The following is a 20709-nucleotide window of genomic DNA, read 5'->3' on the forward strand; positions in this document are numbered from 1 at the left end:
TTTGATAGGGCACAAATACTCCAAATCGATACCTTCTCGCTTTGTTCGACACTGGTCCGCCAACGGTGTGCCGGGATCCGGCCGGGTTCGTTGGTTCGGCAAGACCTGTGGAGCTCGACGCGAGAGGACTGTAGTACTCGAATGGATAGGGTTCGTCGCACTGTTCGGAGTCGAATTCGCCGCAAATCGAGTAGTCCGCTCTTCATGCAGTTGTTGGGGGCCGCGGTCGAATCCGCGGCCGGCTCGATCGCGATCCGCTACAACCCGACCGGCGAACCCGATGATCAGCGCGAACTCACGTACACGGAGCTGGACCAGTCGTCCTCGCGGCTGGCACGGGAACTGATCGAGCGGGGCGTGGGTCCCGGCGACGTCGTTGCCGTCGGCTTCACTCGCTCGATCGAATCCGTACTGGCCGTATGGGCCATCGCCAAGACCGGCGCGGCGTATGTACCGGTCGACCCCACCCTTCCGCCGGAGCGCAGCGCATACATCGTCGCCGACTCCCGGGCGGTGCTGGGGCTCACCGATTCGACGCATCGTTCGCGGTTCGGCACCGAGATCTACTGGCTCGACATCGCCGATCCGCTGCACCGGGAGCGGATCGCGGCACGACCCGCACATCCGGTCTCCTATGTCGACCGGGTGGGCACACCAACCGAACAGCATCCGGCCTATGTCATCTACACCTCCGGCTCCACCGGTCGCCCGAAGGGCGTTGTGGTGACTCACGCAGGTCTTGCAATGCTGGTGAACGCTCAGCGAGAGCACTACGCGGTCGATGACGATTCGCGGGTGCTGCACGTTTGTTCGCCGAACTTCGACGTGTCGGTGCTCGAGCTGCTGCTGGCCTTCAGTTCCGGCGCGACGCTCGTGGTTGCCCCGCCGACCGTGTTCGGCGGCGCCGAGCTCGCCGACCTGTTACGCCGTGAGCGTGTCACCCACATGCTGATCACGCCTGCGGCCCTGGAGTCGGTCGATCCGGTCGGACTCGACACGTTGCGGGTCGTGGTCGTCGCGGGTGATGCGTTCGGCCCACGGCTGGTCGAGCGATGGGCGGTCGCCGGGCGGTCTTTCCACAACGCCTACGGACCCACCGAGGCCACCATTCTCGCCACCGGCAGCGCCGAGTTGGTGCCCGGTCAGCCGATCACCATCGGTACCGCCCTGCCGGGTGTCGGCGCGGTGGTGCTCGATTCGCGGCTGCGGCCGGTACCCGCCGAAGTCATCGGCGAGCTCTACCTTTCCGGTCCCGCGCTCGCGCAGGGCTACCTGGGGCGGGCGGCGCTCACGGCGGACCGATTCGTGGCGAATCCGTTCGGCGGGGAAGCAGGCAACCCCGGGGCACGGATGTATCGCACCGGCGATCTGGTGCGGCGCCGCGGCGTCGACGGCGCGATCGAATATCTGGGACGCTCGGATTTCCAGATCAAGATTCGCGGCCTCCGTATCGAACCGGGTGAGGTCGACGCAGCACTGACCGATCACCCCGATATCGAATACGCGGCGACTCTCGGCAAGGTCGCGCCCTCCGGCGCGACCGTACTGGTCTCCTATGTGCTGCCGCGCACCGGCATTTCCATTGATGCCGGAGCAATCCTGCGCTTCGCCGGAGCCGCATTGCCCGGCCATTCGGTGCCGTCCGCGATCGTCGCACTCGACGCGATCCCCTTGTCCGCCAACGGAAAGCTCGATCGGCAGGCATTGCCCGAGCCGGAGTTCGAGGCGGCGGCGTCGCGTGCCCCCGTGGGCGCCGTCGAATCCCGGCTAGCCGAGTTGTATGCCCAAGTGCTCGGTGTGCGCGTCGGGGCGGAGGATTCGTTCTTCGCCGCCGGTGGAGACAGCATCCTATCGATCCAGTTGGTCTCGCGGGCCCGTGCGGCAGGGATAGTGTTCACCCCCCAGGATGTGTTCGAGCAGCGCACCGTGGCCGGGTTGGCGCGGGTCGCGGTTGTCGGCGCCGAACCCACGCCGAGGCTCGCGGAGTTGCCCGGTGGCGGCATCGGGGAGATTCCGCTGACACCGGTGCTGGCCGCTCACCTCGTCGGGGGGCGGTCGTTCGGCCGGTTCACCCAGCACATGGTGCTCGCCCTACCCGAGCACATCGACCGGGTGGGTTTGGTCGCCACGCTCGCCGCAGTGCTGGACCACCACGACATGCTCCGCGCACGGCTGTGGTCCGCCGACGGGCGATGGCAGCTGCGCACGCTGCCGCCGGGTGCGGTGGACGCGGACGCGCTGCTCACTCATGTCGACGTGCCCGCCGGACTGGACATTGATGAGTTGCGCGGAACAGCCAGTGCGGCAATGGATTCCGCCCTCGACACGCTCGACCCGGCGTCGGCCCGGATGATCGCCTGCACCTGGCTGTCTCGACCGGACGGCCGGGACGCGCTGATCATCGCCGCGCACCACTACGTGATCGATGGCGTGTCGTGGCGAATTCTGATCTCGGACTTGGTGACCGCGTGGATGCAACGCGACGGTGGGCATCGGATCGACCTGCCCGCTGTCGGCACGTCGTTCCGGCGGTGGGCGCACGGTCTGGTCGAGGCGGCGACCGCCGCGGACCGTACCAGCGAATTGCCGTACTGGCGGCAGGTGCTGACCGTCGCTGATCCGCTGTTGGGGGCGCGGGCACTCGACCCGGTCATCGATAGAGCGGCCACGGTGCGGCATTTCACCGTCACGGTGCCGACCGAGGTCACCCATGCGGTGTTGACCGAGTTGCCGCGGCTGCATCGGAGCGGAGTCAACGACGGTCTGCTCGCGGCATTGGCGCTCGCGGTGCGCTCGTGGCGGGCGAAAAGAGGGGTCGATGCCGCGGCCACGCGAATCCGGCTCGAGGGACACGGTCGTGAGGAAACCGCCGTCGCCGGTGTCGACCTGAACCGCACTGTCGGCTGGTTCACCAGTATGTATCCGGCGGCGCTCGATCTGTCCGGCATCGACGCCGATGCCGCATGGAACACCGCCGACGCGACCGCGGCGATGCTCAAGACGGTGAAGGAGCAGCTGCTCGCGGTGCCGGATAAAGGCATCGGTTTCGGCATGCTGCGTCATCTCGACACCGGTACCGCCGGCGAACTCGACGGCGCGCTCGGCCAGATCGGATTCAACTATCTCGGTCGGATTTCCGCAGGCGACGTGCCGGAGGGGCTGACGGATCACAGTTGGCTGCCGACCGCCGACTGGGGCGCGCCGGCAGCCGACCAGGATCGGGCGATGCCCGCGACCGCCGTGGTGGATATCAACGCGATCGTCACCGATATCGACGCGGGCGCGCAGATGAGTGCGTCGTTCGCTTACGCGTCCGAGATCCTCGACGAGGCCGCCGTGCGGGAGCTCGCCGAGTACTGGGTGGCCGCACTGACCATGCTCGCCGGACATGTACACGATCCGGCGGCCGGTGGCCTGACCCCGGCGGATGTCCCGCTAGTGCCGACCACCCAGGGGGAACTCGATAGCTGGCAGCGGGAACACCCGGGCCTGGTCGATGTCCTGCCGCTGTCGCCGCTGCAGCTCGGATTGCTTTTCCTGACACAGCTTTCCGACGATGCGGCGGATCCCTATCTGCTGCAGTTGGCGGTGGAGTTGTCCGGCGTGATCGATCTGGATCGCCTACGGCGGGCGGCGCAAGCGGTGTTGGATCGGCATGCGATCCTGCGGGCCGCGTTCAGAACTTCGGTCGAGGGCACCCCGATCCAGATCGTCGCGGAGGGTCTCGAGGTCCCGTGGCGGATCGTCGACACCTCGGACACCGATCGGGCCGCGCTCCTGGCCGCCGAGGCACGTCTCGGGTTCGATCCGACGGCGGCGCCGCTGCTGCGATTCACGGTGTATCGCACGAACGCCGGACGCGTACATCTGGTTCTGACCGCGCATCACATCCTGTTGGACGGCTGGTCGATGCCGTTGTTGATGAAGGAACTACTGGTTTCCTACGCCGCCGACGGTGATTCGACGGCGCTGCCGCGAGTCCGGCCGTATCGGGACTATCTCGCCTGGTTGGCCCGCTACGACCGGGACGCCACCCTGCGGACGTGGCGCGCGGCGCTGGCAGATCCGACGCCGACTCGGCTGGCCATGACCCTGCCGCCGCCCGCGACGCCCGCCGAGGGCCACGGTGTTTGCGCCGCCGACCTGTCACCTGCCGAGACTGCGGAGCTGCTGAGGTTCGCCGCGGCAACCGAGGTCACCGTCAATACGGTGGTCCAGGCGGCGTGGGGCCTGGTGCTCGCGGCCAGTGTCGGAGGCGATGATGTCGTATTCGGCGCGGTGGTTTCCGGGCGGCCGCCGCAGGTCGACGGGGTCGACGAAATGGTCGGCCTATTCGCCAATACCGTCCCGGTCCGGGTTCGGTTCGACTCCGATGCGCCGGTGCGGCAACTGCTGATTCGGCTGCAGTCCGAACAGGTTTCGTTGCTCGACTCTCATCACATCGGGCTCGCCGATATTCAACGCGCGGCTGGTGCGGGTGAGTTGTTCGATTCTCTCGTGGCCTTCGAGTCGTATCCGGTCGACACCGATGGTTTGCGGCAGGCCCACGCGACGATCGACGGGCTGGAAGTCGTCGATCTCCAAGGTCGCAACTTCACGCACTATCCGGTGGCGGTCGTGGTCGAGCTGGGCACTCGACTGCATGTGCAGGTGCAGTACCGGCGCGACATGATCACCGCCGCCGCCGCGCAGTCGCTCGCCGCGCGGTTGCGGGTACTGATCGGTGAATTCGTCGCGACGCCGGAGCGCACACCGGCGGAAATCAATCGGATCTTCGATGGTCGCGGCGATCTGATCTCGCAGACGCGCTACTGGCGCACCATGCTCGAGGGCCTGCCGGATGAGCTGAACCTGCCCACGGATCACCCACGTCCAGCGATTCCCTCCCTCGCGGACTCGTGCGTCGAGTTCGAGATCGGTGCGGATCTGCAGCACCGGCTACGTGAAGTCGCACACGACACCACAATGTTCACGGTCGTACACGCGACCTTCGCGGTACTGCTCGCGCGACTATCGGGGACCGATGACATCGCGATCGGCACCCCCGCCGAAACGGGCGGATCGGTCAACACGGTCGTCCTGCGCACCAGGGTGCCGGGTGAAATATCCTTCAACGATCTGCTCGCGCAGGCGAAAGACATTGCCCTACAGGCATTCACACGAACAGAACTGCCCTTCGAAGAGTTGGTGGCACTGCTGGATCCGGTTCGGTCGGACGCACGTCACCCACTGGTCCAGGTGATGCTGTCCGCCGGTGATCGGACTCCCCTCGCACGCGGACCGTACGATCTGTCCCTGCACATTCGGGAGAACCGAGACAGCACCCGCATCGTCGCTGACCTCTCCTTCGCGCCCGATCTGTTCGACCGGCGCACCGTCGAGATTTTCGCCGAGCGATTCCTGCGATTGCTGGCGGCCGCGGTACGCCGACCCGGGGACCCGATCGGTGACCTGCCGTTGCTCGGCGACGACGAACTGGCCCTGCTGACCCGGGTCCACGACAATGACGTGCGGGCGCCCCGGTTACTGCCTGATCTGCTGACTCGTGGAGTCGCGTTGGGCCGGGACCGGATTGCGGTGCGGTACCAGGGGCGGTCGATCAGTTACGGCGAACTCGACGACCAATCGTCACGATTGGCGAGGGTCCTGATCGATCGAGGGGTCGGTCCCGAACTGCCGGTTGCGGTGTCACTGCCCCGTTCCTACGAGATGGTGCTGGCAGCCGTCGCGATTGCCAAGGCCGGTGGTGCGCACCTGCCGATCGACCCAGCTCATCCCGCGCGTCGGGTGCGGCATATGTTGACCGATTCCGGTGCGGCCCTGGGCATTACCGGATCCGACCAGGTCGATCGGCTACCCGATGCGGTGGATTGGCTGCTGCTCGATGCACCGACGACGGCGGTGTTGTGTGCAGGCAAGTCCGCCGACGTGATCACCGATACCGAGCGGATCGCGCCGTTACGGACGCAACATCCGGCCTACGTGATCTACACCTCGGGCTCGACGGGCCTGCCCAAGGGGGTTGCCGTAACCCATGCCGGGTTGAGCGATCTGGTCGATCATTCGGTCGGCCAGTACTGTCTCGAGCCACACCACCGGTATCTGCATATCTGTTCGCCGAGTTTCGATCCATCGGTGATGGAATGGATGTGCGCATTCTCGGTGGGGGCGACGTTGGTGGTCGTGCCGTCGGATGTCACGGGCGGACCGGAACTCGGCGAGTTGCTGCGGACCGAGGGGGTGACGCACACGATCATCACCCCGGCGGTGCTCGGCACGGTCGATCCGGCCGGTGTGGGCCGGATGGAAGTGCTGTTCGTCGGTGGGGATGTGCTGACCCCGGAGCTGTTGGCAAGGTGGCAGCCGGGCCGCCGATTGTTCAACGCGTACGGTCCCACCGAGGCGACCGTTATGTCGTCGAATGTGGAACTGGTTGCGGGGCAACATATCACGATCGGCAGGCCGATTCTGGGTAGCTCGGCATTCGTGCTGGATTCGCGGTTGAATCCGGTACCACCCGGTGTTACGGGTGAGCTTTATCTGGCGGGCGCCGCGCTGGCTCGTGGCTACTGGAAACGCGCCGGGTTGTCGGCGCAGCGGTTTGTCGCCAATCCCTGGGGTGGGCCGGGTTCGCGGATCTATCGCACCGGCGACCTCGTGCGCTGGTGCGCGGCACCGGAGCAGCGGGCGGGGAATCTCGCCGTTCCATCGGCGGATTGGCAGCTCGACTATGTCGGTCGCGCTGATTTCCAGGTGAAGGTCCGTGGTTTCCGTATCGAGCTCGGCGAGATCGACACCGTGCTCGGCCGACATGCCGATATCGATTTCGTGGTCACGCTGGGCCGTGAGATGCCCGGTGGTGCAACGGCATTGGTGTCGTATGTGCGGGCGGCGCCGGGACGGGTGGTGGATCCGGCCGGGCTGCGGGAATATGCGGCCGGGATCCTGCCGTCGCATATGGTGCCCGCGGCGATTGTGGTGCTGGACCGGATTCCGTCGACTTCGAACGGAAAACTGGACCGTAAAGCGTTGCCGGAGATGGTGTTCCCGACGGCGGTGTCGCGTGCTCCGGTCGGCGCGGTGGAGTCGCGGCTCGCCGAGCTCTTCGCGCAGGTGCTGGGCATGGAACGGATCGGGGTGGACGATTCGTTCTTCGCGGTCGGCGGTGACAGCATCATGTCGATCCAGTTGGTGTCGCGGGCCAAGGCGGCGGGGATCGTGTTCACCGCGCGGGATGTGTTCGAGCAGAAGACAGTCGCGAGATTGGCTCGCGTTGCCGTGGTCGGTGCGGCGTCGGCGGCGAATCTCGCGGAGTTGCCCGGCGGCGGTGTCGGCGCGGTTCCGTTGACTCCGGTACTCGCCTGGTTCCTCGACAACGGCTCGTTCGGTCGGTTCGCCCAAAGCATGGTGCTCGGATTGCCGGAGGAGATCGATCGCGCGGGTGTGGTGGCCACTGTCGGCGCGGTGCTCGATCATCATGATGTGCTGCGTTCGCGTGTGTGGCAGGCGGACGGGTCGTGGCGGTTCGAGGTGCTGGCGCGTAACGCCGTCGAGGCCGATGCGCTGGTCGCCGAGGTCGAGGTGCCCGCGGGTATCGATGAGGCCGAGTTGAACCGAATTGCCGACACGGCCATGGATTCCGCGTTGGCCACGCTGGATCCCGCTGCGGGCCGGATGATCGCGTGCACGTGGCTGCGCAGACCCGATGCGCGCGACGCTGTCGCCGTCGCGGTCCATCACTATGCGATCGATGGTGTGTCGTGGCGCATTCTCATTCCCGACCTCGTGCTCGCGTGGGCGCAGCGCAGCGCCGGGCAGCCCGTGGCCTTGCCCGCCGTCGGCACCTCCTTCCGGCGCTGGGCGCATGCCTTGGTGGAAGCGGCCGCCGCACCGGACCGTGCCGAGGAACTCGGCTATTGGCAGCGGGTGTTGGCCACGCCGGATCCACTGTTCGGCGCGCGTGCCCTGGACCCGGTCGCCGATACCTTCCAGACCCGGGGCGTATTCGACATCCGGGTTCCGGTCGCAGTCGCCGACGCGGTGCTCGCCAAGGTTCCGGCGCTGTACCAGGGCGGCGCCAACGACAGCCTGCTGGCCGCGCTCGCGATGGCGGTGCGTTCCTGGCGCGCGCGGCGCGGCATCGATGCTCCGTTCACCCGGCTGCGGCTCGAGGGCCACGGTCGCGAGGAAGACGCGGTGCCCGGCGCTGACCTGACTCGCACCGTAGGTTGGTTCACCATCATCAGTCCGGTGGCCATCGACCTGTCCGGGATCGACACCGAAGCCGCCCTCGCCGGTGGCGAGGCGACCGCCGCGGTGCTGAAATCGGTGAAGGAGCAACTGCTTTCCGTGCCCGATCGAGGCATCGGTTTCGGCATGCTGCGACATCTGAATCCGGATACCGCCGACGCGCTGGCCGGTGATCTCGGGCAGATCAGCTTCAACTACCTCGGCCGCGTCTCGGCGGGTGCGGTGCCCGACGGCCACTCCGACTGGCTGCCCACCGGAGAACTGGGAACCATTGCCGCAGAGCCGAATCCGGACCTGCCGCTGTCCGCGGTGATCGATATCAACACGATCGTCAGCGATACCGCGGATGGCCCGCGGATGGTGGCGTCGTTCGCCTTTGCCGCCGCGATCCTCGACGAGGCGGCGGTACGGGAGCTGGCGCAGGACTGGCTGACCGCGCTCACCGCGATCGCCGACCACACGAAGGATCCGGCCGCCGGCGGTCTGACTCCGTCGGATGTGCCGCTCGTGCAGGTCTCTCAGGCCCAGTTGGACCAGTGGCGGCGGAACCATCCTGGACTGTCGGATGTGCTGCCACTGTCACCGCTGCAGAATTCGCTGCGGGTGCTCATCGAGCTACTGGACGGTTCGGTCGACGCCTACATAATCCAGCTGGCGGCGCAGCTGACCGGCGAGCTGGATATGGGCCGGTTGCGCCGAGCCGCGCAGACCATTCTGGACCGGCACGCGAACCTGCGCTCGGCCTTCGTACCCACGGCCGACGGGACACCGGTGCAGCTGGTGGTGGACGGGGTCGAGGTGCCATGGCAGGTTGTCCATGGCGTATCCGAGGCCGAGCTGCCGGAACTGCTGGTCGCCGAGCGGCGCCGCGGATTCGATCCGGCGGTGGCACCGCTGCTGCGATTCACGGTGTACACCAACGACTCCGGGCACCATCTCGTCTTGACCGGACACCACATCCTGCTCGACGGCTGGTCGATGCCGTTGTTGATGAAGGAGCTCCTGGTCCTGTACGCGACCGGCGGCGACAGGTCACTGCTCGCACCGGTCCGGCCCTACCGCGACTACCTGCGGTGGCTCGGGCAACAAGACCGGGAGGCCGCGGTACGCGCCTGGTCGGACGTGTTGACCGGCGCCACCGCGACCATGCTCGCCCCTGAACTGACCTGGCCCGCGGCGACCGGTGACGGGTTCGGCGTCGTTGAATTCGATCTGTCGACCGCACAGACCGCGGCGCTGACGGCGTATGCGGCGACGGCCGAGGTCACCGCCAATACGGTGATACAGACGGCATGGGGTCTGGTCATCGCCGGTAGCACCGGACGCGACGATGTCGTCTTCGGCGCGACCGTCTCGGGCAGACCGGCGCAACTCGACGGTATCGGCGACATGATCGGCCTGTTCGTGGATGCCATCCCGGTACGGATCCGGTTCGATCGCGGCACAACGGTACGGGCTCTGCTGGCGGGATTGCAGGGCGAGCAAGCGTCGCTGTTGGACCATCACCACCTCGGACTCGGCGCCATCCAACGCGTCGCCGGGCTGAACTCACACGCCGCGCCGACTCCGCGAGCTCCATCGGCCGGCGTCCCCAATGACGACCTGTTCGACACGATGCTGGTCTTCGAGTCCTACCCGGTCGACGCCGAGGGGCTACAGCAGGCCGGCGACGCCATCGACGGGTTGCGGATCGAGCAGATGCGCGGAGCCGACTTCACGCACTATCCGATCACCGTTGTGGTCTTCCTGGATACCCGGACGCTGGTGCAGGTGAAGTACCGGCGCGATGTCGTCGCCGACGAGACGGCACAGGCTGTGGCCGATCGGCTTCGCCGCGTGCTCAGCGATCTGCCCGCGACAACGGACCGTACCGCGGCCGATATCGCGCTACGGTGCAGTACCGAATCGGACGACCCGATCACCAGGTCTCGCTACTGGCGCACCGCATTGGCGGGCCTGCCCGATCGGCTGGCGCTGCCGACGGACCGGCCGCGCACCGCAATGCGGTCCAATGTCCGTGGGCAGGTGGAGTTCTCGGTGCCGAACCAGGTACACCTGGGTCTCCGACAGCTCGCGCACACGGCGGGCGTCACATGGACCGCGGTGGTGCGCGCGGCATTGGCGGTAGTGCTCGCGCGGCTATCCGGCTCCGGCGACATCGCGATCGGCACTCCGATGCCAGGCGATCGCCGCGCCGAGCTGGTGCTGCGGACCCGCGTGGATCGGGCCGCGCGCTTCATCGACCTCCTACCGGAGGCACACGAGCGTGAACAGCGAGGTTTCCGGCACGCGGGTATTCCGTTCGACGAGTTGGTGGATCTGTTGGGTGCGCGGCGGTCGCCGGATCGGCATCCCCTGTTCCAGGTGGCCCTGTCGTTCCAGAGCCCGCCGGATGCGGTCGGGGATCTGGCTCTGGCGATCTCGGCCGCGGATGGCGACTCGGAGAGTATGCACGGCGAAATGTCTTTTGTGCGTGATCTTTTCGATGACCGTACGGCGGAGATGTTCGCCCGGCGGTTCGTTCGGGTGCTGGCGGCGGTCGTGGACGACCCCGCGACGCGGGTGCGCGATCTGCCGCTGTTGGTCGACGACGAGTACGAGTGGCTGACCCGGATGGGCGGCGGCACCGTGGCTACCGTCGGGGTGCTGCCGGATCTGCTGACCCGGGGAGTCGGTTCGGGGCGTGATCGCGTCGCGGTGCGCGACGCGGGACGGGCATACACCTACGGTGAACTCGACGAACTGTCGTCACGTCTGGCGCGCGTCCTGATCGATCGAGGTGTCGCGCCGGAGACGGTGGTGGCGCTGGCGATGCGACGTTCGTACGAGATGATCGCCGCGGTATGGGCGGTCGCCAAGGCGGGTGGCGCGTATCTGCCGGTCGATCCGAGCTATCCGGCCGAACGGGTGCGGCACATGGTGGCCGATTCCGGTGCGGTAGTAGGCATTACGGTCGCCGAGCACGCCGATCTACCCGACTCGGTGGACTGGCTGGTGTTCGACGATCCCGCGGTGCTCGCACGCTGCGCCGCCCACTCGGCGGCCGCGGTGACCGACGCGGACCGTCGTGCCCCGCTGCGCATGTCGCATCCGGCCTATGTGATCTACACATCGGGGTCTACCGGATTGCCCAAGGGGGTCGCCGTCACCCACGCCGGGTTAGGTGGACTCGTCGGCCACACGGTCGACATGCTCGGACTCGGGCCGCAACATCGGATGCTGCATGTGTGTTCGCCGAGTTTCGACCAATCGGTCGAGGAGTGGTCCAGCGCGTTCTACAGCGGCACCACCCTTGTGATCGCCGCGCCGGATATCGTCGGCGGCACCGAACTTCGTGACCTACTGCGTGGCGAACGGGTGACGCATACGATCATCACCCCGGCGCTGCTCGGCACCGTCGATCCCGCCGGCCTGGACGATTTGGCGGTGGTGTCCGCAGGGGGCGAGGCCACCACTCCCGAACTGCTTGCCAGATGGCAGCCGGGTCGCCGCTTCATCAACGGATACGGTCCGACCGAGGCGACGATCGGCGCCACCTATACGACTCTGCTTGCGGGACAACGGGTGACGATCGGCCATCCGATACCCGGCGGGTGGGCGGCGGTGCTCGATGAGCGGTTGCACCCGGTGCCCGCGGGTGTCACCGGTGAGTTGTATCTGGCGGGCCCGGCACTGGCCCGCGGCTATCACGGGCGTTCCGGTGCGACGTCGGAACGTTTCGTCGCGAATCCGTGGGGTCGGTGGGGCGACCGGATGTACCGGACCGGCGATCTGGTTCGTTGGGTCGAGGTACCGAATGCCACGGCAACCGGTTGGGAGTTGGAGTACTTGGGCCGCACGGACTTCCAGGTGAAGATCCGCGGCTTCCGTATCGAGCTCGGCGAGATCGATGCGGTACTGGCCGCCCATGCGGAAGTGGATTTCGCCGTCACGATCGGCAGGGAGAATTCCGCTGGGGCAACGGTTCTGGTGTCGTACGTGGTGGCCGCCAAGGACCAGGTGATCGATACGGATCGGCTGATCCGCAGGGCCGCACGGACCTTGCCGTCGCATATGGTGCCCACGGCGATCGTCGTTCTCGATGACGTCCCGTTGACCCAGGTCGGCAAACTCGATCGCGCGGCGCTGCCCGAACCGGAGTTCGGGACCCGCGTCTACCGCGCACCGACGACAGCGCTCGAGACCATGGTCTGCGAGATTTTCGCGGAGGTACTGGGTCTGGATCGCATCGGATTGGATGACAACTTCTTCGAACTCGGCGGCAATTCACTGATCGCGACCAAGCTGACGGCTCGGTTGAGCGAGGCGATGGCCGAAACGATTCCGGTGATGTGGGCGTTCACCGCCCCGACCCCCGCGGGCATCCTCGCGGAGTTGCGTCGGCGCGGCGCGGCGGGCGCCGGTGCCGACGCGGCATTCGATGTGCTGTTGCCGCTGCGGGTTTCCGGCACCGCCGAGCCGCTGTTCTGCATCCATCCGATCGGGGGCATCGCGTGGTCGTTCGCCGGGCTGGCAGCCCATCTCGATTCGGATCGGCCCATTTACGGACTCCAGTCACCCGCGCTGAGTTCGGCGGACCCACCGCCGGATTCGATCGAGGATTGGGCGCGACACTACGTCAAACACATTCGTGAGGTGCAACCGGAGGGGCCCTACCACCTGCTCGGCTGGTCACTTGGTGGTGTGCTCGCCCATGCCATGGCCGTCCAACTCCTGGACGAAGGCGCGCAGGTGGCGCTGCTGGGCATGATGGACAGTCGACTACTCGACATCGGCGCCGGAACCGAACTCGCGGGGATCAAGGTCACGGTGCCGGACCTGCTCGGTGGACTGCTCGGCGCGCGGGCCGCGGAATTCGGCCTGGACGAAACGGTGGAATTGTCCGAGCTGGCACAGCGATTGAGCGTGCTCCCCGAGCCGTTCGCATCCTTCGGGGCCGCGCGGATCGAACGGGTCGTGGCCGCGGCGATCGATTCGGCGGCTCTCGACGCGGCCTATCGAGCGCGGCCCTTCGATGGCGACCTCGTCTATTTCACTGCGGCCCACGACGATCCGACGGGTTCCGTCGGCGCCGCGACCTGGACGGCAGCAGTGGCGGGTTCCGTGCACAACCACCCGGTGGCCACCACACACTGGCGGATGACCACTGATGCTGCGCTCCGCAGTATCGCGGAGGTTCTGCGCGAGTGGTTGTGACTCGCGGCTGCGGCGTGGTCGGTGTGTGAAGAGGGTGTCGAGTTCGCCGGCGAACAGATTCGGCAACGGCGGCGGTGAAAATCATTGGTGCCGTGCGGTGGACGCGGTCTACGGTGGGCCCGTGACTACCAATGTGCGGGGTTCCTACGATGCGCGGTTCGCCGGTGTCGCCGAGGCACTCGCGGCATCGCTGAACGCCGACGATGTCGGCGCGTCGGCGGCGGTGTACGTCGACGGCGAACCCGTGGTCGACATCTGGGGCGGCTATGCCGACGCGGATCGCACCGTGCTGTGGGAGGCGGACACCATCGTCAACGTCTGGTCGACGACCAAGACGATGGTGGCATTGTGCGCGCTGATATTGGCCGACCGTGGCGAACTCGATCTGAACGCGCCGGTCGCCAGGTACTGGCCGGAGTTCGCGGCAACGGGCAAACACGCTGTGCTGGTCCGGCATCTACTCGGTCACACCGCGGGTCTGCCGGTATGGGACACCCCCATCGCGGCCGCCGACCTGTACTCGTGGCCGACCATCACCGCGCGTCTTGCCGGACAGTCTCCCCAATGGGAACCGGGCACCGAAGGGGGTTACCACTCGATCACGTTCGGCTTCCTCATCGGTGAGGTCATCGCCCGGGTGACCGGACGCAGCGTGGGCACATTCTTCGCCGAGGAAGTGGCCGCGCCGTTGGGTGCGGACTTCCACATAGGGCTATCCCCCGAGCACGACCATCGCGTTGCCGCGCTCGTCCCCGCGCCCGAGGGGGACCGCCCCGAGGGATTCTCGGTCGGAGTGTCCGACGCCAACACTTCGGCGTGGCGGCGCGCGGAAATCCCGGCCGTCAACGGGCACGGCAACGCACGCTCGGTCGCCGCGGTCCAGTCGATACTCGCTTGCGGCGGCAGTGTCGGCGGTGTTCGCCTGCTGTCGCAGCCAGGCTGTGATCGCGTATTCGAAGAACAATTCCACGGCCGGGATCGTGTGCTGGAATGGCCGATCCGCTGGGGCATGGGCTACCGTCTCGAGGGTCGCACCTGCTCGTGGGGCGGATGGGGCGGCTCCCTGGTGCTCGTCGACTTCGAGCACCGCATGACGGTGTCCTATGTGATGAACCAGATGCTGTGGACCGACGACAATATGCGAGCCCTGAGCATCGTGATCGCCGCCTACGATGCGCTGACCGCCTGACGGCGACCATCCGCATCGGCGCGATGGAAAGCCCAGTGCGCCTGGTGAATCCGCTGCCTCGGACAAGTACGCCGGTCCGGCGCCGCCGCCGACTTCAGTACGGGATGGGCTTGTTCTCCTCGGCCCAGGCCTGCTCGATATCGCTGCCGATCGGCGGCGGGAAGAGTCCGGCGATCATCCAGGTGTCGCGGGCTACCTCGTTGATATTGAATTCCAGGTACAGACCGCGGTCGTGTGTATAGGGGGCCATGAGGGTGTCGAGGCCGCGGGTCATGCGCTTTCGCATTTCGGGGTCGTCGAGTTGCCGGGCGAGGTGGTCGATGGTGACGCGCACCGAGGCGGCGGTGGGTTTGCCGCCCACGTAGCAGGAGTCGGCCGGGAGTTCGTGGAAGAGGGCTACGGCGTAGAACTCCGGGAGGCCGACGCGGGCGTAGTAGGCGGTGATGTCCCGGGCGAAGTTTTGCTTGTCCTGCGGGGTGTAGGTGTTCGCGGGGTGGTAGATGTGCCAGAGCGGCATGGCGAATTCCTTTGGGCGAAGCGGCGTCTCAGCGACGGAAGGGCAGGACGAGGTTTTCGACGGGACCGGATAGGGATGCCTTCACCTGCCGGGTGAACTCATCGACGAGGACTTCGTGCGCACCCTGTTCCAAGCCATCGGCGAGTGCGGCGGCGACCACGGCGGGACTGAGCTTGACGGCGTCTATGGCCTTCACCATGTCGGTCTCGGCGAAGGCGAGGTGGACACCGACAACCTGGGTGCCCTGCGGCGCCAGTTCGATGCGCAGGGAATTGGTCAGAGACCACAGGGCGGCCTTCGACGCACCGTAGGCCGCGCCCCCCGAGCTCCAGGACAGGACGGAGTGGATATCCACCAGTGCGCCACCACCATTGGCGGCGAGGATGGGAGCGAATGCCCGGGCGATGCGCAGGGACCGAAGACGTTGGTCTCGAATGTTTCGACCACATCGGCCATTTCGGCATGCAGTAGCGGCGCGGAGCGCAGTACACCGGCGTTGTTGATGACGATGTTCACATCAGCGGCCCGTTCCGCCACCGCCGCAACCGAATCCGGGTCGGTGACCTCCAGTTCGAGCGGGACGACGCGAGCATTATCGTCCGCCTCGGGCTTGCGGGCGGTTGCGTAGACCTTGGCCGCGCCACGCGCCAGGAGTTCCTCGGTGAATGCTCGGCCGAGGCCGCGTTGCCCGCCGGTCACCAGGGCGATAGCACCTTCGATTCTGGTCATGTCTGCCTTCCTGATTCGTTCGCCGGAGCTGACTATATATAACTATAGCCAACGTTCCGCTCACCCGACAACACCGACCCTCAGCGCGGCATTCGACACGGCGGGTCAGCGGCAGAGGGAGGCGGGGCGCGACTGAAGCATCACTGCCACGCCCTGATGTCGAGTTGCCGAGACGGCTCGGTGTTCGAATCGGGCGGCGCAAGTCGGCGAGCGGATCTCAGCGCTCGTTGGAGCCCAGTTCCGGAAATCGGTCGAGCAGCTGAGCCAGGCAGCGGCGCACCTCGCGCATGTCCCGATCCAGCAACCGGGCCTCGGTGGTCGCCCGCGGTGCCCCGCGCCGGGTCAGCTGGGTTCGCAGCATTGCATCAAGGGCAGCGGCCTCGGCCTCGAGCAATCTGTAGAAGACGCGCGCCTGGGCCACATCGGATTCGTCACGCACTCGATGCTCGCGTCAGGCTGTCCGCCCCGACAGACATAGAGCAGTTCGATATTCGTGCATCTGACAGACACCCATGATTCATATTGTCCGGTGTCTGCCTGCTGGTCAATCGGTCGGCTCATGGCCGGCTATCAGGATCGGTCAATGGTTGCCGAGGAAATCCTGGAGCAGTGCCGTGATCGCGGTCGGCTGTTCCAAACTGCTGGTGTGGCCACAATCGGCGATGGTGTGCAGTCGAGCGCCCGGGATCAACTCGGCGATGCGCTCGGATCGTGCGGGCGGCGTCGCTGTGTCGTCGATGCCGACGACCACGAGCGTCGGCACCGTGATGGCGGTGATCTCATGCTCGACCGACGCACGATCGGCAACACCGAGCACCGACTTGCGCACAGCCGCACGATCGCAGCGCCCCAGGCCGGCGGCCCACTTGTCGATCGCGGGTCTGTTGGCGGGGTTCGCGAGGAAACTCGGACCGAAGAGGCGGGGTTCGATCTTGCCGAGAATCGGTCGGGCACCGACCAGTCGCAATGCCAGCGCCAGCCGCTTGTACTCGCTGATCTTGTTCGGATCCTCTGGCTCGGCGCTGCTGTCCAACAACGTCAGTGTGCGTAGCAGCGCTGCGTGGCGCGCCGCGATTCGCTGTCCGATGAAGCCGCCCATGGACAGACCGACCCAATGCACCGGAGCAACCTCGAGGCGCCGGAGCACCGCGACGGCGTCGCCGGTGAGGGTGTCCATGTCATAGCCGCGGGTGGTTGCCGGAGTCGCGCCCTGCCCTCGCCAGTCGATCGTGATGCACCGGTAGTGCGCGCGCAAGACCTCGATCTGCGGCTGGAACATCCAGCCGCCGAACAGCAGTCCGTGGCCGAACACCACGGTAGCCGCCTCCGGCCGGCCGGCCGGGGCTCCGGTGTCGGTGTAGGCGATCTGTGCGCCATCGATCGTGATTGTCGGCACGATTCTGTCCGTCTCCCGAAAACTTTGCGCTACACCGAGATCGATAGTTCGGCGGGGCCACGCACATTGATCCGGCCGTTCCAGCGCAGCTCCTCGACGACGGCGTCGGGGAAGCGCGCCACGAAGTGCGAGAAGGCGACTCGGGCCTCGAGCCGAACCAGCGCCGCACCCAGACAGCGGTGGATGCCCGCACCGAACGAGAGGTTCTGCTGCGCGTTCGGCCGGTCGAGGCGCAATTCGTCGGCGTCCGCGCCCCAGAACTCCGGATCACGATTGGCGGCGGCGACACAGGCGAGCACCAAACTGCCGGGCGGGATCTCCGCGCCGCCGATGGGCAGGGGGCCGACGGTGATCCGGCGCATCAGTTGCACCGGGGTGTCGTATCGGAGCAGTTCCGCGACGGCGTTGTCGGCAAGTCCCGGGTCTTCCCGGAGCCGTCGAGCCTGGTCGGGATGTCGCAGCAGAGCCAGGATCCCGCCCGCGAGGTGATTCACGGTTGTTTCGTGGCCCGCGATGTAGAGCAGCATGACCTGGGCGACCAGTTCGTCCTCGCTCAAGACATCGCCCTCGTGTTCGGCGGTGATCAGCCTGGTCAGCAGGTCGTCGCCGGGTGTGGCGCGTTTCCAGCGGACCAGTTCACCGACCATCGCGAACAATTCCTCGTTGGCCGACCGGACCTTGGCCTGCAGGTCCGGATCGGAAAGGGGTTCCAACGCCAGCACCAGTATCGCGGTGAGTTCGCGCAGCCGCGTGTGCTCGACTACCGGGACACCCAGCATCTCCGAGATGATCCCGAACGGCACCGGAAACGCCAGTTCCGCAACGACATCCGCGGTGCCCGCTTCGGCGATGCGGTCCAGGGCGGCGTCGACGAGTGCCTCGGCCCTTGGCTGCAACGCCTCGATTGCGCGGGTTGTGAATGCCTTGGCGACCAGGCGGCGCAGGCGGGTGTGATCGGGCGGGTCCCGGTCCAGCATGGATAGTCCGCGCATCATCCGGTTTTCTTTGCCGAGCTTGCTGCTGTCGCTCTTCCACGACGGCAGCCGGGTCAAGTACTGCTCGTCGACGGACTGCGCCGAGCGCTGCAGCCCGGCGACATCCTCGTATCTCGACACGATCCAGAACCCGAGTGGATGCTCGTGCGTGGGTGCGGTGCTGCGCAGCCGGGCATAGTGGGGATACGGATCCGCGGCGAAGCCCGCGACGAACGGGTCGAACACGAATCCGTCGGAGGTCATGGCCACTACTCCCGGTCCGATTTGAACAGTTTCACGTTTCGCATGGTCACAAGTGCTGTGGCACAGAGTGTTTCGCCGTCTTCGTCGACCGAGTAAACGTCTGCGGCGGCGATCGTGATGAGCGCGCCCGGCTTGATCACCCGGCCGCGGGCGACGACCTTCGGCCCCTTCGCCGGGGCGAGGATCTTCACCGTGTAGTCGATCGTCATGTTCACCCATCCTGGCTGCAGCAGGGTCCCGGCCGCGGAACCGGCGGCGAAATCTGCCAGGGAGCCGAGCACGCCGCCCTGGAAGAACCCGTCGTGCTGGGTGAGTTCCTTGCGATGCGGCTGGACTATCTCGGCTTCGCCGGGAGCCACCCGCCCGAATTCGAAACCCAAATGCTGGGCAGCGGGCATGCTGAGCACCGCGCCCGTCACGGCCGCTTCGAAATCGGGGTTTTCCGCTTGCCAGATCTGCATGTGCTCAGCTCCTTGCTCGAAGTTCCGCGGATTCTTCGCCGTGTGGTGACCAGGTCCCGAATCCGCCTGCCAGATACCGTTTTCTGGCTGCTGAACGCATGATCTTTCCACTGCTGGTCTTCCGCACCTGGCCGGCCGTGGTCAGCACCACCTCGCCGATGGCCAGTTCGTGCTCCTGGACGACCGCCGTCCTGACCGCGCCCACGATGTCGGCGACATCGGCCTCCAGTGCGTCACGCTTGACCTCTTGCACCACAACGAGTTTCGCACCGTCACGCCCGGGCACCGAGAACGCCGCACCACCGCCGATCCGGAGCGCGGGATGCGCGGACTGAACGGTGTGTTCGATGTCCTGCGGGTAATAGTTCCGCCCCCGGACGATGATCAGGTCCGCGAGCCGCCCCACCACATACAGCTCACCGTCCACCACGACACCGAGGTCGCCGGTGCGCAGGTAGGTTCGTGCGGGATCGTCGGCGCATCGCGCGTGGAAGGTCTCGGCCGTCGCCTCTGGCTTCTCCCAATAGCCGTGTGCAACATGCTCTCCCGAAACCCAGATCTCGCCGATCCGTTCCGGCGGGCAGGGCTGCCCGGTTTCGGGATCCACGATCCGCAGTTCTTGCTCCGCGAGCACACACCCCGAGCCGACAAGGGTGCGGGCCGGCTCGGCTGCCGCATCGGCATAACGACCGCAGCCGAGTGCATCGGGATCCACGTCGAGCGTCAGCGGACCGCGCCCTTTCCGGCTGCCCGCGACGAGCAGGCTGGCCTCGGCGAGGCCATAGCACGGATACAACGCCCGAGCATCGAACCCGTGCGGCGCGAAAGTTTTCGCGAATCGGGACAAAGTCCCGGCGCGGATCGGCTCGGCTCCGTTGAACGCCACCTTCCAGCTGCTCAGATCCAACTCGGGCACCTCTCCCGCGGCGCGCGCGACACAGGCGTCGAAGGCGAAGTTGGGGCCACCGCTGGTGTGCGCGCGATACCGGGAGATGACCTCCAGCCACAGCAGCGGTCGGCGAATGAACGTCGTCGGCGACATCAGTACGCTGGTCGCCCCCACATACAGCGGCTGCAGCACGTTGCCGATCAAACCCTGGTCGTGGAAGAAGGGCGCCCAGCCGACCACCGTCGAGTCCCGATCATGGCCGAACGCCTGCCGAATCATCTCCTCGTTCGCCATCAGGTTCCGATGCGTGACCATGACCCCTTTGGGAGCTGCGGTGGAACCGGACGTGTACTGCAGGAACGCGACGGCATCGAGCTCGGCGACGGTGGGCGTGACGCCCGCCCCCGCCGCGGGCAACTCGTCGACGGCAAGCCAATGCCGGGCCGCGCAGATCGGCGCCAGCGCCGGACGCAGCGTCGCGATCATCGCACCGAGCGTCAGCACCGCGACTGGCCCGGAGTCGACGGTGATGGCTCGCGTCGCCTCCTGCACCTTGTCGCGGCGCGGCGGATTCAGCGGCACCGCGATGACGCCCGCATAGAGGCAACCGAAGTACGCGACGATGAAATCCAGGCTCTGCGGGAACACCAGCAGCGCGCGGTCCCCCGGCGCGCACCGGGATTCGAGCTCGGCCGCCACCGCCAGCGCTCGGTCGTGCAATTCGCGGTAGGTCAGTGTGGTTGTCGCCGAACCGTTCTCGTCCAAGAACACATAGGCGGTCCGGTCGGGCTCATCGACGGCGCGGCGCTGCAGGATGTCGGGAAGCAGGATCGGGTGCGGCACG

General features: G+C 66.8%; 8 protein-coding genes and 1 pseudogene. 2 read left to right on the top strand and 7 right to left on the bottom strand.

Going from position 1 to position 20709, the window contains the following annotated elements; all coding sequences use genetic code 11:
- Positions 1-204 precede the first annotated feature (204 nt).
- Both ACQPXH_RS17245 and ACQPXH_RS17250 read left to right on the top strand, forming a co-directional pair.
- The gene (locus tag ACQPXH_RS17245; protein WP_433597550.1) at positions 205-13446 is read left to right on the top strand and encodes an amino acid adenylation domain-containing protein; all 13242 of its coding nucleotides are present in this window, start codon (positions 205-207) and stop codon (positions 13444-13446) included.
- 121 nt (positions 13447-13567) lie between these two features.
- A complete protein-coding gene (locus ACQPXH_RS17250; RefSeq protein WP_433597551.1) occupies positions 13568-14635 on the top strand; it encodes a serine hydrolase domain-containing protein in 1068 nt (355 codons plus the stop codon).
- Positions 14636-14729: 94 nt separating this feature from the next.
- Here ACQPXH_RS17250 and ACQPXH_RS17255 read toward each other — a convergent pair whose 3' ends face one another.
- From ACQPXH_RS17255 to ACQPXH_RS17285, 7 genes and pseudogenes are all read right to left on the bottom strand, one after another.
- Positions 14730-15152: a tautomerase family protein gene (locus ACQPXH_RS17255; RefSeq protein ID WP_433597552.1), complete on the bottom strand. Its 423-nt coding sequence runs from the start codon at positions 15150-15152 to the stop codon at positions 14730-14732.
- A gap of 28 nt (positions 15153-15180) precedes the next feature.
- Positions 15181-15881: pseudogene (locus ACQPXH_RS17260) on the bottom strand (SDR family oxidoreductase).
- A gap of 217 nt (positions 15882-16098) precedes the next feature.
- Positions 16099-16320 carry a hypothetical protein gene (locus tag ACQPXH_RS17265; RefSeq protein ID WP_433597553.1) on the bottom strand — a complete coding sequence of 74 codons (222 nt, stop codon included), beginning with the start codon at positions 16318-16320 and terminating at the stop codon, positions 16099-16101.
- A gap of 141 nt (positions 16321-16461) precedes the next feature.
- Positions 16462-17277: an alpha/beta fold hydrolase gene (locus ACQPXH_RS17270; protein ID WP_433597554.1), complete on the bottom strand. Its 816-nt coding sequence runs from the start codon at positions 17275-17277 to the stop codon at positions 16462-16464.
- 29 nt (positions 17278-17306) lie between these two features.
- Positions 17307-18515 carry a cytochrome P450 gene (locus tag ACQPXH_RS17275; protein WP_433597555.1) on the bottom strand — a complete coding sequence of 403 codons (1209 nt, stop codon included), beginning with the start codon at positions 18513-18515 and terminating at the stop codon, positions 17307-17309.
- Positions 18516-18520: 5 nt separating this feature from the next.
- Complete coding sequence (locus tag ACQPXH_RS17280) at positions 18521-18976, bottom strand: PaaI family thioesterase (protein WP_387283872.1); 456 nt, start codon at positions 18974-18976, stop codon at positions 18521-18523.
- Positions 18977-18980: 4 nt separating this feature from the next.
- On the bottom strand, positions 18981-20708 hold the full coding sequence (locus ACQPXH_RS17285; protein WP_433597556.1) for a fatty acyl-AMP ligase: 1728 nt from the start codon (positions 20706-20708) through the stop codon (positions 18981-18983).
- Between the last annotated feature and the right edge of the window lies 1 nt (position 20709).

Source organism: Nocardia sp. CA-135953 (assembly GCF_050955735.1).
Taxonomy (GTDB): Bacteria; Actinomycetota; Actinomycetes; order Mycobacteriales; family Mycobacteriaceae; genus Nocardia.

Coding starts and splice junctions, on each gene's coding strand:
- ACQPXH_RS17245 (WP_433597550.1), top strand. CDS start 205: ATGCAGTTGTTGGGGGCCGCGGTCGAATCCGCGGCCGGCTCGATCGCG.
- ACQPXH_RS17255 (WP_433597552.1), bottom strand. CDS start 15,152: ATGCCGCTCTGGCACATCTACCACCCCGCGAACACCTACACCCCGCAG.
- ACQPXH_RS17275 (WP_433597555.1), bottom strand. CDS start 18,515: ATGACCTCCGACGGATTCGTGTTCGACCCGTTCGTCGCGGGCTTCGCC.
- ACQPXH_RS17280 (WP_387283872.1), bottom strand. CDS start 18,976: ATGCAGATCTGGCAAGCGGAAAACCCCGATTTCGAAGCGGCCGTGACG.